Annotated in this window: 13 protein-coding genes; 9 read left to right on the top strand and 4 right to left on the bottom strand. The window is 34.4% G+C overall.

The features are described from left to right. The first annotated feature begins 45 nt into the window (after nt 1–45). The 3 genes from ACTU6T_RS12540 to ACTU6T_RS12530 all read left to right on the top strand — a co-directional run bounded on the left by ACTU6T_RS12540 (nt 46) and on the right by ACTU6T_RS12530 (nt 5,335). Entirely contained in the window at nt 46–2,568 is a 2,523-nt protein-coding gene (locus ACTU6T_RS12540; RefSeq protein WP_460218537.1) for a PIG-L family deacetylase, read from the top strand. Nucleotides 2,569–2,664: 96 nt separating this feature from the next. Then, nucleotides 2,665–4,368: a sodium:solute symporter family protein gene (locus tag ACTU6T_RS12535; protein WP_460218536.1), complete on the top strand. Its 1,704-nt coding sequence runs from the start codon at nt 2,665–2,667 to the stop codon at nt 4,366–4,368. Then, entirely contained in the window at nt 4,355–5,335 is a 981-nt protein-coding gene (locus ACTU6T_RS12530; RefSeq protein ID WP_460218535.1) for a Gfo/Idh/MocA family protein, read from the top strand. The genes ACTU6T_RS12535 and ACTU6T_RS12530 overlap by 14 nt, the downstream gene beginning before the upstream one ends. Nucleotides 5,336–5,396: 61 nt before the next feature. Here the strand turns inward: ACTU6T_RS12530 and ACTU6T_RS12525 are convergent, their stop codons facing one another. Then, nucleotides 5,397–6,245 (bottom strand): DUF2911 domain-containing protein, encoded by an 849-nt coding sequence (locus ACTU6T_RS12525; RefSeq protein ID WP_460218534.1) that lies wholly within the window; start codon nt 6,243–6,245, stop codon nt 5,397–5,399. A gap of 111 nt (nt 6,246–6,356) precedes the next feature. Between ACTU6T_RS12525 and ACTU6T_RS12520 the strand changes: the two genes are divergently transcribed. The 6 genes from ACTU6T_RS12520 to ACTU6T_RS12495 all read left to right on the top strand — a co-directional run bounded on the left by ACTU6T_RS12520 (nt 6,357) and on the right by ACTU6T_RS12495 (nt 10,282). Next, entirely contained in the window at nt 6,357–7,013 is a 657-nt protein-coding gene (locus ACTU6T_RS12520; protein WP_460218533.1) for an MIP/aquaporin family protein, read from the top strand. A 227-nt stretch (nt 7,014–7,240) separates the two neighbouring features. Beyond that, nucleotides 7,241–7,465: a hypothetical protein gene (locus ACTU6T_RS12515; RefSeq protein WP_460220767.1), complete on the top strand. Its 225-nt coding sequence runs from the start codon at nt 7,241–7,243 to the stop codon at nt 7,463–7,465. Nucleotides 7,466–7,590: 125 nt separating this feature from the next. Next, nucleotides 7,591–8,052: a TspO/MBR family protein gene (locus tag ACTU6T_RS12510; RefSeq protein WP_460218532.1), complete on the top strand. Its 462-nt coding sequence runs from the start codon at nt 7,591–7,593 to the stop codon at nt 8,050–8,052. 1 nt (nt 8,053) lies between these two features. Continuing rightward, nucleotides 8,054–8,521 (top strand): SRPBCC family protein, encoded by a 468-nt coding sequence (locus tag ACTU6T_RS12505; RefSeq protein ID WP_460218531.1) that lies wholly within the window; start codon nt 8,054–8,056, stop codon nt 8,519–8,521. A gap of 14 nt (nt 8,522–8,535) precedes the next feature. Then, complete coding sequence (locus ACTU6T_RS12500) at nt 8,536–9,840, top strand: cryptochrome/photolyase family protein (protein ID WP_460218530.1); 1,305 nt, start codon at nt 8,536–8,538, stop codon at nt 9,838–9,840. Nucleotides 9,841–9,916: 76 nt separating this feature from the next. Continuing rightward, the gene (locus ACTU6T_RS12495) at nt 9,917–10,282 is read left to right on the top strand and encodes a SnoaL-like domain-containing protein (protein WP_460218529.1); all 366 of its coding nucleotides are present in this window, start codon (nt 9,917–9,919) and stop codon (nt 10,280–10,282) included. A 107-nt stretch (nt 10,283–10,389) separates the two neighbouring features. Here the strand turns inward: ACTU6T_RS12495 and murA are convergent, their stop codons facing one another. From murA to ACTU6T_RS12480, 3 genes are all read right to left on the bottom strand, one after another. Further along, nucleotides 10,390–11,706, bottom strand: coding sequence for a UDP-N-acetylglucosamine 1-carboxyvinyltransferase (gene murA, locus ACTU6T_RS12490; RefSeq protein ID WP_460218528.1), 1,317 nt, complete (start codon nt 11,704–11,706; stop codon nt 10,390–10,392). Between the two features lie 9 nt (nt 11,707–11,715). Next, a complete protein-coding gene (locus tag ACTU6T_RS12485; RefSeq protein ID WP_460218527.1) occupies nt 11,716–12,360 on the bottom strand; it encodes a DUF4290 domain-containing protein in 645 nt (214 codons plus the stop codon). A 91-nt stretch (nt 12,361–12,451) separates the two neighbouring features. Next, the gene (locus tag ACTU6T_RS12480) at nt 12,452–12,745 is read right to left on the bottom strand and encodes a YbeD family protein (RefSeq protein WP_460218526.1); all 294 of its coding nucleotides are present in this window, start codon (nt 12,743–12,745) and stop codon (nt 12,452–12,454) included. Nucleotides 12,746–12,772: the final 27 nt, after the last annotated feature.

Genomic DNA, 12,772 nt, shown 5'->3' with positions numbered 1-12,772 from the left:
CACTATCGGACTTCTGTATATTTGGTTTTAGCTAACTACAATATTATGACAAAACGATTACGCCTACTCGGTTTATTACTTTGTACTACTGCACTATTAGCAGCTCAACAACCTAAAAAACCAACTGCTTCTGACATTCACGAATCTATAAAGAAATTAAATTTTTTAGGATCTGTACTTTATGTTGCCGCACATCCTGATGATGAAAATACACGTTTGATTTCTTATATGTCAAACCAAACCAAAGCCAGAACCGCTTATTTATCTTTAACACGAGGTGATGGTGGACAAAACCTTATCGGACCCGAACTTAGAGAGCTTTTAGGCGTTATTAGAACTCAAGAGTTACTTGCTGCTCGACGCGTTGATGGTGGCGAACAACTATTTACAAGAGCTAACGATTTTGGCTATTCTAAGCATCCAGATGAAACATTATCTATATGGAATAAAGAGGATGTATTAGGAGATGTGATATTAGCCATTCGTCAATTTAAACCTGATGTCATCATTAATAGATTTGATCACAGACGTGCTGGTAGAACACATGGTCATCATACGACTTCGGCATTACTAAGTATGGAAGCATTTGATCTAGCCAATTCACCATCTTCTTATCCTGATCAATTATCTACTACAGAAGTATGGCAACCCAAACGCTTATTTTATAACACGTCTTGGTGGCGTTATGGCAGCAGAGAAGCCTTTGATAAAATCGATAAAAGTAATATGGTGTCTTTTGATATAGGTGTGTATTATCCGTCAAAAGGATTATCCAATAACGAATTAGCCTCCATAGCAAGTAGCCAACATTTATGTCAAGGCTTTGGTAGATTAACACAACGTGGCGCACAAGATGAATATATCGAATTCTTAAAAGGAGCGCCACTTAATGGCAGTAATGATGTTTTTGAAGGTATCGACACCACTTGGAATCGTATAGAAGGTGGCTCTAGCATTGGAACTATCCTCAGCGATATAGAACAACATTTTAATTATCAAGATCCGTCCGTACACCTTCCAAAATTACTCGAAGCTTATCAGCTATTAGCTTCAATTAAAGACAAGCATTGGAGAACTATTAAAACTAAAGAATTAAAATCAGTAATCGAAGCCTGTGCTGGTTTATACTTAGAAGTTTCGGCTGAAACCAACTGGGCCACTCCAAATGAAAACGTGAATTTAAATATTGAGGTGCTTAATAGAAGTCAGCAACCCATGACACTTAGAAGCATTAAAACTTCAGATGGGATGAATATTTCTAAAGAGATTGCGTTAGATAACAATACAAAATTCAACTTTAAAGAATCGATTACAATCCCAAGTAATCAAACACCAACAACACCATATTGGTTAGCCGAAAAAGGCAGTTTAGGCATGTATAAAGCTAAAAAAGAATTCATAGGCTTGCCCGAAACACCTCGCGTATTCAATGTTGATTTCAACCTAATAATTAATAAAGTCCCTATAACATTTACCAAAGCGATCATACATCGCTATTCTAGACCTGACAAAGGCGAATTATACAAACCTTTCGAAATTATTCCCGAGGCCTCTGCTAAAATTTCTGAAAAAGTCATCATAATAGATAGTGACAAACAAAGAGACGTTGAAGTTATCGTTACTGCAGGCAAAGACAATATAAATGGCTTTGTCCAAATTGCGCATCCAAACAATTGGAGTGTTTATCCTGAAAAGCAAAAAATCAGTATCGCTAAAAAAGGTCAAGAGGAGCGCCTAGTATTTACGATCATTCCTCCTGCAGAACAAAGCGAAGGCTTATTCACACCAATGGTTCATGTTGGAGATAACATATACACACGAGAGCTTATTGAAATCGATTATGACCATATTCCTCTACAAACCGTATTATTACCAAGCGAAAGTAAGATTGTACGTTTAGACATCCAAAAACGTGGTGAAAACATCGCCTATATTGAAGGCGCAGGTGATGTAGTACCAGAAAGCTTAAGACAGATAGGTTATAATGTCGCTATTTTAAAACCAGAAGATATTTCCGCAGAAAACTTAAGTCGCTTTGATGCTGTTGTTGTTGGAATTAGAGCCTACAATACTGTTGAAGCTTTAAATTTCAAACAACAAATCCTTTTTGACTATGTCAAAGAAGGTGGCAATATGATTGTACAATACAATACAAGTTATCGTGTTAAAGTTGATCAAATTGCGCCATTTGATTTAAAACTATCAAGAGATCGTGTCACCGATGAAACTGCAGATGTACGACTTTTAGCAACGTCTCATGAGGTATTAAACTTTCCGAATAAAATAACGACTAAAGACTTTGAAGGCTGGACACAAGAACGTGGTTTATATTTCCCAAACGAGTGGTCTAGTGAATTCACCTCTATCCTATCAATGAACGATAAGGGAGAAACACCAAAAACTGGAAGCCTATTAGTTGCAAAACATGGTAAAGGCCATTATGTATACACTGGATTAAGTTTCTTTAGAGAGTTTCCTGCAGGCGTTTCGGGCGCTTATCGCTTATTCGCCAATATGCTTTCACTTGGCAAAAATGACATCAATCAACCTAATCAAATCAAAAACTAATGGAAAAGTACAAATGGAACAAGATGTACACGCTCGTACTCTTAGCTAACATCATTTACATCATCGCATTTTATTTCATCACTAAAGCCTTTTAAAATGCAGACATTAGACTGGATTGTACTCATTAGTACATTATTAATTATTGTTGCCTATGGCACTTACCAATCAAGAGGCAGTAAGAATGTTCAAGATTATTTAAAGGGTGGAAATTCCTCAAAATGGTGGACCATAGGCTTGTCAGTTATGGCAACCCAAGCCAGCGCTATCACCTTTTTATCAACACCCGGACAAGCATTTAACGACGGCATGGGATTCGTACAATTTTACTTCGGATTACCAATTGCAATGGTGGTAATATGTATGGTATTTATTCCACTTTATCATCGATTAAAAGTCTATACTGCTTATGAATTTCTGGAAGATCGTTTTGATTTAAAAACAAGAACACTAACTGCTATTTTGTTCTTGATTCAGCGAGGGCTAGCAGCTGGAATTACCATTTTTGCACCTGCAATTATCTTATCAGCGGTTCTGGGGTGGAACCTATTATTATTAAACATTATTATTGGAATTTTGGTAATTATATACACTGTTTCTGGTGGAACAAAAGCTGTAAATGTAACTCAAAAGCATCAAATGATTGTGATTTTTACAGGCATGCTTATTGCTTTTTTCTTAATCATCGATAAGCTTCCTGAAGGTATTACCTTTTCAAAAGCATTAGATATTGCAGGAGCCAGTGGAAAAATGGAAGTGCTTGATTTTTCATTTAGCTTAGATAATCGCTATACTTTTTGGAGCGGTATGATTGGAGGAACATTTTTAATGCTCTCCTATTTCGGAACAGACCAAAGTCAAGTACAACGTTACCTTTCTGGAAAATCACTAAAAGAAATGCAAATTGGAATGATGTTTAACGGCCTCCTAAAAGTTCCAATGCAATTTTTTATTCTGCTTGTTGGTGTTATGGTATTTGTGTTTTATCAATTCAATCAAGCTCCCGTAAATTTTAATCCAACGGCTACAGAAGTGGTTTTAAATTCTCAATACGCAGACGAATATAGAACTATTCAAGAAAAACAAAATGATGTTTTCTCAATGAAGAAAGCCGCTATTGCAGAATATTCAAATACAAATGGAAAAGTAGACCCAGAGGTTATAGCCAAATATAATGCGCAGAGTGATCTCTTAAGAGCTGAAGCTAGAGCTTTAATAGACAAAGCAGGAGATTCACAAAACGTAAAAGTTGAGAGTAACGATAAAGATTATGTGTTTTTAAATTTTATTTTAAACAATTTACCAAGAGGATTAATTGGTTTATTATTAGCAGTAATTTTAAGTGCTGCTATGTCAAGTACTGCTAGTGAGTTGAATGCCTTAGCCAGTACCACAACTATGGATTTGTACAAAAGAAATACGCCTGAAAAGTCTGAAACTGAAATGGTATCAGCTTCTAGATGGTTTACTTTAGCTTGGGGAATTATCGCTATTGGTGTCGCATGTGTTGCTAATCTTGCTGAAAACTTAATTCAATTAGTAAATATTATTGGCTCTATTTTCTACGGAAATGTGCTTGGCATCTTTCTATTAGCTTTCTTTTTTAAATTCATTAAGGCAAACGCTGTATTTACAGCCGCATTAATTACTCAGGTTATTGTTATTGGACTATTCTTATTAAATGAATATGACTACATCAATTTACCGTTCTTATGGTTAAATTTTGTTGGCTGTTTTATCGTTATTGTCATAGCATACTTGATACAGTCAATAAGTCCGAACAACACCTATGTCGAAGTCTAGGATCATAAAATGGGGAATCATTGGATTAGGGAACATTGCTCATAAATTTGCGCAAGACTTAGCAAGTATTCAACATGCTCAATTACATGCAGTAGCCTCTAGAAATCAAGATAAGGCAACCCTTTTTGCAAAAAAATACGACGCCAATATAGCATATAAAAACTATGAAGATTTAGCAAAAGACAACCAGATAGATGCAGTTTATATAGCTACACCTCACGCCTTTCATAACGTGCATAGCATATTGTGTTTAAATCATAAGAAAGCTGTTTTATGTGAAAAGCCTTTGGCTATGAATCGCAATGAAGTTGATGAAATGATCGCCACAGCCAAAGCCAATAATGTGTTGCTAATGGAGGCTATGTGGACCTATTTTCTACCTCATTATCAATATGCTTTAAAACATATAAAAGAAAAGACACTAGGAAACATTTTAAAAATTGAAGCTGACTTTGGATTTCAACCAGAAATCGATATGACATCTCGCGTCTTTAATAAATCACTAGGAGGTGGTAGCTTACTTGACATTGGTATTTATCCAATTTTTGTCGCTTTATCTACTCTTGGAGAACCTGTAAGTATTGAATCTAAAGCGACTTTCTTTGACAACAATGTTGACTCTTCCTGTCTCATATTATTCACTTATGATCATGGTGTTGAAGCACATCTCAAGAGCACATTATTAGAACATACGCCTACTGAAGCTATCTTCTATTGTGAACATGGTAAAATTGTCATTAACTCTAGGTTTCAAGAACCATCTAGTGTTACGCTCATTTCCGAAGACAATGAAAACACTATAAACTTTAAGAGCACTAGTCATGGTTATGATTATGAGATTATTCATTTCAACGAACTTATCCGCCAAGACAAAATCCAAAGCGATATCATGTCCTATGATTTTAGCAGAAAGCTTATAGAGCTACTAGACACTGTTAGATTACAAATAGGTTTAAATTACGAATAAATAAAAAGACCCTTTTAAAATTAATTCAAAAGGGTCTTTAAGTATTGTTAATGCGCTAAGCTTACATTGCTCCCCATTCTTTTAGAGAGGCCATATTTTGCTTTACATAGTTTTGGTTCCCTGCTTCTTTTGCAGCTGCCATAGATTTCTTAGCCAATTTGATAGCTCCTTCCTTGTCACCTGCAGCAGCATAAATTAAAGACTGCTGTCTTACTTGCCAAAACCCAGGTGTTTCAATCATAGACATAGCTTTATCAATCCACATCTTAGCTTTTTTAGTGTCTTTTCCTGCATTTAAATAATATACCGCAGACGCATAGTAATCGTTAGCACTAGGTCCAGACATCACATTATCGATAGCTGAAGACACCTTTTTATCTGTTGGTACAGTAAATGGAATACCTACATATGATGTTTCCCAAATGATATCAATTGTACCACCAGTAGCCGTAATATTATTAATATCGATAGTCAAAGTTTCTAAAGTAAATGGTGTTTTGATAACATCAACTTTTGCAGTAGCAACTACTTTACTATCATCCCACTCTCTTGGTGCTCCCCAATTATTAGTGTCGTTATAAAAAATAACATCCCACTGCTCTGCAGAATTTAACTTAGTAAATATCGCATATGATCCAGCTTTCACCTCTTGACCAGCAATCGTAACATCATCACTAAAGGTAATTGTGGTGTTTTTATTAGCTCCAGTTCTCCACATCCCGCCAAAAGGTTCTAAATCTCCAAAAATAGTTCTTCCTTTAACACTCGGACGAGAGTACTCAATTGTGATGTCTGTTAACCCAACTTTTTGTTCAAATTTAGCAAAAGGACTAGGTGCTGGCGTTTCAATTTGTGCGTAAGTTGTGAACGTCATTGCAAACACAGCTAACACGAGTAATAATTTTTTCATTGTATTAGATTTAATGATTAGTTTTAAATTTCACGTAAATTTACGAACTAGTAAAGCCTTTGTTTGTTAATAAAACCTTAAATTAAATCCAGTATTTATCAATTCCCTTTTATGAAAAAATACATTTCAGAAACTATAGGAACGTTTGCCATGGTGTTTTGTGGTTGTGGTGCCATGACCATTAATGAAATCACAAATGGAAGTATTTCACATGTTGGTGTTGCCATTACTTGGGGATTGATAGTGATGAGTATGATCTATGCCTTTGGCGAAATATCTGGAGCACATTTTAATCCTGCAGTGACTTTTGGTTTTGCCTATGCTAAAAAATTTCCTTGGCCAGAAGTTCCCAAATATATCATTGCACAAGCCATAGGAGCTTTTGCAGCATGTTTAATTTTATGGTTTTTATTTCCTGAAAGTGAAACACTAGGAAGCACCCTCCCTGCTGAAGGTTTTGAGCCGTATAAAGCTTTTGTTTTAGAACTTATTCTATCCTTCTTTTTGATGCTTGTTATTATCAATGTATCTACAGGCAGTAAGGAAATAGGAACTATGGCCGCCATAGCTGTTGGTGGTGTTATTCTACTAGAAGCCATGTTTGCAGGTCCAATGACTAAAGCCTCTATGAATCCTATTCGCTCCTTAGCCCCAGCAGTTGTGTCTGGGAACTTACAGCATTTATGGTTATATCTAACAGCTCCATTTGTAGGCGCCTTTTTAGCCGTTGCAAGTTGCTCTTTGGTTAAAGATGATAATTGCTGTTAATCGTTTAGTTTCATTAAATAGATAGAAAATAATAATGTTATGTTAAATTTTGTTTAACCTTTAGAATTAATTATTAAACAATTTGTAAATTTGAATCCATAAAGACATTGATTTTTAATTGAAATGTATGGAAATAATTATATAAGCGACAAAGACATTAATTGATGAAATTCAATATAAATGAACGAATATAATTTAAATTCAAAACAGCTATAATAATGAAAAGTATAGAGTTAATAAACAAAGCTTTAGAGTTTGAAAAAAGAAAGATGAAATCTCTATCAACAAGTGATCGTGTAAAAATTTCTCGTGAAGCAAAAGAACTTATTTTAAACTTAAACCTAATTTATAAAGAACAAAAAGACCAAAAGATTATGGACATTATGAAACGATTAACGACCATAAAACGAAAAGTCGAGAAACGTTTAAAAGGTGCACCCTTAACTGCATAAATTAGTTTTTATTAAAGGAAATTAAGCGTAATAGATATTCTGAAGTTATTATTTATTACGCTTAACTATTTAAACCAATCGCAATACTCAAAACATCATAATGGTGTTCCAATTTTTAAAATAAAATGAAATTTGTTAAACCTTTTATTGTTTTCTTAATTCTCAATTTCGGTGCTTTAGGCATTGGTAGTTGGTTTATGGCAAATGGTCCGCAGGGTAATTGGTATCAACAATTAGAAAAAGCGCCATGGACGCCTGATGGATGGGTTTTTGGAGCAGCTTGGACTACTATAATGATTTGTTTTTCAGCCTATATGGCATTTTTATATACAAAACAGCCTACAAAAAAGGTCCTTCTTCTTTTTTGTTTTCAATTTATCATGAATGTTGGATGGAACATCGTGTTCTTTAATCAAAAATTGATTGATCTAGGCTTAATAACTATTGTATCACTCACAATTATTGTGGCCGCAATTTTAATGACGTATTATAAAGATTTAAAAGGAAAGTCTATACTTATCCTTCCCTACTTGATTTGGCTATGTATAGCAACATCTCTAAACCTTTATATTTCATTATACAATTAATATGAAAATCTACAGACTTCATAAAAAACAGAACCTTCCAATCTCTATAGATACCGCTTGGGAATTTCTTTCTAATCCTAAAAATCTTAAAACAATAACACCAGATTATATGGGGTTTCATATCCTTTCTGGAGCAGATCGACCAATGTTTGCCGGACAAATTATTCAATATATTGTCACTCCAGTTTTGGGTATAAAAACCAAATGGGTTACAGAAATCACGCACAGTATTGACAAGCACTATTTTGTAGACGAACAACGTTTTGGACCCTATGCGCTTTGGCATCATAAACACTTTATCAAAAAAATTGATGGTGGCGTTGAGATGGAAGATATCATAGATTATAAAGTACCCTTCGGAGTTTTAGGTCAACTTGTTCATCCTATACTAGTAAAACCTAAGTTGGAAGAAATTTTTGAGTATCGCACTAAAAAATTAGAAGAATTATTTGGAACTTATAATCCTTAATATTTTTATTTTCAATGCCACAACCTATCAGTATTTTCTGGTTTAGACGCGATTTAAGATTAGATGATAATGTTGGATTATTCCAAGCCCTTTGTGGAGACCATCCCGTATTGCCTATTTTTATTTTTGATTCTGAAATTTTAGAACAACTTCCTGAAGATGATGCTCGAGTCAATTTTATTCACAATACGTTACAGAAAATGCGTAACACCTTACAGGATGAGCACGACAGTAGTTTGGCCATATATCATGGAAAACTTATTGAAATTTACAAAACCTTAATACGTGAACATGATATTCATACAGTATATACCAATCATGATTATGAACCTTATGCACAAGAACGTGATCAGGCGATAGATAAACTCTTATCACAACATAATATCCCTTTTAAAACATTTAAAGATCAAGTTATATTTGAAAAAGACGACGTGGTTAAAAAAGATGGAAATCCTTATGTCGTTTATACACCATATATGCGTATATGGAAGGAAAAATTTAAGAACATTGAACTCAAAATTTATGATACCAACTCTTATTTAGATAATGTAATCAAGCATTCTCGATTACCAAATTTAAGTCTTTCTGATATTGGATTCAAAACGTCACAACAACAGATTGCTGACTATACTATGACACCAACACTCATTCAAGAATACGAGGCTACTAGAAATTTTCCGGCACAAGATTCAACCTCAAGGTTAGGTCCGCATCTTAGATTCGGAACGGTTAGCATTCGAAAAATGGTCAAGAAAGCGATTGAAGAGCAGAACGAAATTTTCTGGCAAGAATTGATATGGAGAGAATTTTTTATGCAAATTTTATGGCATTTCCCACATACGGTTACTCAAGCTTTTAAAACTAAATATGACAGAATTAAATGGCGTAATAATGAAAAAGAGTTTAAGAAATGGTGCAATGGAGAAACAGGTTACCCTTTAGTAGATGCCGGAATGCGTCAACTAAATGAAACAGGATTTATGCATAATCGTGTTCGCATGCTTGTAGGCAGCTTTTTATGCAAACATCTACTTATTGATTGGCGTTGGGGAGAAGCTTATTTTGCTGAAAAATTACATGATTATGATATGGCAAGCAATATTGGCAATTGGCAATGGGTTGCTGGGTCTGGAGTTGATGCTGCACCTTATTTCAGAATTTTTAATCCAACTACCCAAATTCAAAAGTTTGACAAACAACATGAATACATTAAAAGATGGGTTCCAGAGTATCAAGAATTAACTTACCCTCAACCTATGGTTGATCACAAAATAGCTAGAGAACGCTGCTTAAAGACTTACAAAGAAGCTGTTAGCTAATACAATCTTAACATTCCTTTAAACCTTTTCTTTTCTTTTTTATTTACTTTTAAGTACAATCTAAAATTCAAAAGAAATGAACACAAATGATGTTGCTCAAAAATGGGCACAAATGTGCAGAGAGGGTAAAAACCTAGACTGTATTAATGAACTATATGCTGAAAATGTTGTGAGTAAAGAAATGCCAGGAATGCCTGGAGAAGTTATTTCTGGAAAACAAAATGTATGGAATAAAAGCAAAGAATGGCTAGATAGTGTGGAAGATTTTCATGCAAGCTCTATTAGTGATCCTGTAGTTGCTGGAAATTGGTTTACAGCTAAAATGGGATTTGACTGTACATTTAAAGAACGAGGAAGACAACAAATGGAAGAAGTTTGCGTATATGAGGTTAAAGATGGTAAAATTGCTAGTGAACAATATTTTTATACAATGCCTAGCTAAGCAAAAAGAAGCTGCATAAAAGTGCACTTTTCATATGTCACATTGAGCGCAGTCGAAATGTCTTATTTCAATAGAATAGATGTCTCGATTCCGCTCAAAATGACAATTTAATTACCTTCTACTCTAGTAATTTTAGCTCCAATCGCTCTTAAGCGTTCATCAATATTTTCATAACCGCGATCAATTTGCTCTATATTATGTATGGTAGATGTACCTTTTGCAGATAAAGCTGCAATCAATAAAGACACTCCTGCTCTAATATCTGGAGACGTCATAGTAGTTGCTTTTAATTGCGATTTAAAATCATGCCCAATAATAGTAGCTCTATGAGGATCACAAAGAATTATCTTGGCTCCCATATCTATTAGTTTATCTACAAAGAACAAACGACTTTCAAACATTTTTTGATGCACCACTGCACTACCTCTAGCTTGAGTTAAGACTGTAAGTACAATACTTAATAAGTCTGGAGTAAATCCTGGCCAAGGCGCATCAGCCACAGTTAAAATAGAGCCATCGATATAATTTTGAACCTCATATCCATTAATATGCGCCGGAATGTGAATGTCATCACCTTGACGTTCAATGTTAATTCCAATTTTTCTAAATACGTTTGGAATCTGACCTAAATCATCCCAACTTACATTGGTGATTGTCAATTCACTTTTGGTCATAGCAGCCAAGCCAATCCAGCTTCCTATTTCTATCATATCTGGAAGCATCCTATGTTCTGTACCTCCTAACTTATCAACACCATCAATAATTAACATATTTGAACCAACACCTTTGATATTAGCTCCCATGCGATTAAGCATTTTACATAACTGCTGTAAATAAGGTTCGCAAGCTGCATTATAAATCGTGGTTGTTCCTTCGGCTAAAACTGCAGCCATAACAATATTAGCTGTACCTGTAACCGATGCCTCGTCAAGAAGCATATATGCACCTTTTAACTTTTCAGCCTCAACACCATAAAATAAATCATCTCTATTATATCTAAACTTTGCACCTAAATTGATAAATCCTTCAAAGTGCGTATCTAATCGTCTACGTCCAATTTTATCGCCTCCTGGTTTAGGAATATACCCCTTTCCAAAACGGCCTAATAAAGGACCAACTATCATGATAGATCCTCTAAGCCCTCTCCCATCTTCTTTAAATTCGGCAGATTCTAAGTATTTCAAGTTAATATCATCAGCCTTAAAGGTATAAGAACCTTTGCCGACTTTATTAATTTTTACTCCCAGCTTTTTAAGTAAAGCTATTAATTTATTGACATCGATAATATCTGGGATATTATCAATTTTAATTTCCTCAGCAGTTAAGAGTACTGCACATAAAATTTGTAATGCTTCGTTTTTTGCGCCTTGAGGTTGGATTTTTCCCTTTAACTTATGACCTCCTTCAATGATAAATGTTGACATGAACTGTGGTTAGTAGCGTTTTCTATTTCGGTTAGAGTTATTTTTTTTATGATGCGATTTCTTATTATTAGAATATTTCTTTTTATTACGCATCAAACTAGAAGCATCTGAAAGATCTTCATCACTTCCTTTAAGATTTATTTTTCCTCCAGATAACTCAAATAAATGCTCGAAAATCACATCGTCCTCCACTGTATCTTTATTCCAGTTTAAGAAACACTTTTTCATGTGATTAGCAATTGTGTATACTAATGCCTCTTTCAGTTCTCCTTCTTCCCATGTGTTTGCCACATCAATCATCGTTTTAATGTTATTTCCGTAGAAACGATATTTAGGGTGACTTTGAGGATATTTTAAAGGTTCAGGCTTTTCATTTAACTCCTCTTTAGATGGTGTTGGATATGGAGAATCCACATCTAACTGAAAATCTGCAATAATAAAAAGTTGATCCCAAAGTTTATGTTGAAAATCTGGCACATCTCTCAAGTGTGGCTGCAAATTTCCCATTACATTAATAATGGATTTAGCGACTTTATTTCGCTCTTCTTTAGTTGGTAATCCTTTAGCGTAATTTACCATCTTTTGAAGATGTCTTCCATACTCAGGAATAATTAAATGTTCACGCTCTGTGTTGTATTCTATATCGTCAATCAAAATATATATTTGTGTAGTGTTTGTATCTTATGCATGAAGTGCTTCTGCATATGCATGCAAAATACAAAAAAATAGTTATCGAAACTGTTTTTTACAAAGAAATCACTCCCTCAACAGATTCTGCAACTTCTTTGTATTTAGCGATTACCGCATCAGGGTTTTTCATTTGTAAATTTACAGAAACACTTGTATAAGTACCTTTACCCGATTCTTTAGTCGTAATAACTGCTCCTAAGTTATCAAATAAATCTTCAATTTGTCTGATTTTTTCAACATCTGTTGGGACAATAAATTTATAGAGATACTCTGAAGGCCAGCTTGCCGTTTCATACAATTGCTCTCTCAATTTTTTATAGAATTCTTCTGATTTTTTCTGTGCGCTCATATCTTTTTTACTTCAGAAGCAAATATA

It is taken from the genome of Psychroserpens citreus (assembly GCF_055686305.1).
The sequence above is the reverse complement of the archived record's forward strand: the minus strand, read 5'-3'. Positions and strand labels throughout refer to the sequence as shown.

Bases quoted from the DNA above. Each gene is read 5' to 3' on its own strand.
- ACTU6T_RS12535 (WP_460218536.1), top strand. From the start codon at position 2,665: ATGCAGACATTAGACTGGATTGTACTCATTAGTACATTATTAATTATT.
- ACTU6T_RS12540 (WP_460218537.1), top strand. From the start codon at position 46: ATGACAAAACGATTACGCCTACTCGGTTTATTACTTTGTACTACTGCA.
- ACTU6T_RS12495 (WP_460218529.1), top strand. From the start codon at position 9,917: ATGAACACAAATGATGTTGCTCAAAAATGGGCACAAATGTGCAGAGAG.
- ACTU6T_RS12480 (WP_460218526.1), bottom strand. From the start codon at position 12,745: ATGAGCGCACAGAAAAAATCAGAAGAATTCTATAAAAAATTGAGAGAG.
- ACTU6T_RS12520 (WP_460218533.1), top strand. From the start codon at position 6,357: ATGAAAAAATACATTTCAGAAACTATAGGAACGTTTGCCATGGTGTTT.
- ACTU6T_RS12500 (WP_460218530.1), top strand. From the start codon at position 8,536: ATGCCACAACCTATCAGTATTTTCTGGTTTAGACGCGATTTAAGATTA.
- ACTU6T_RS12530 (WP_460218535.1), top strand. From the start codon at position 4,355: ATGTCGAAGTCTAGGATCATAAAATGGGGAATCATTGGATTAGGGAAC.
- ACTU6T_RS12505 (WP_460218531.1), top strand. From the start codon at position 8,054: ATGAAAATCTACAGACTTCATAAAAAACAGAACCTTCCAATCTCTATA.
- murA (WP_460218528.1), bottom strand. From the start codon at position 11,706: ATGTCAACATTTATCATTGAAGGAGGTCATAAGTTAAAGGGAAAAATC.
- ACTU6T_RS12510 (WP_460218532.1), top strand. From the start codon at position 7,591: ATGAAATTTGTTAAACCTTTTATTGTTTTCTTAATTCTCAATTTCGGT.
- ACTU6T_RS12525 (WP_460218534.1), bottom strand. From the start codon at position 6,245: ATGAAAAAATTATTACTCGTGTTAGCTGTGTTTGCAATGACGTTCACA.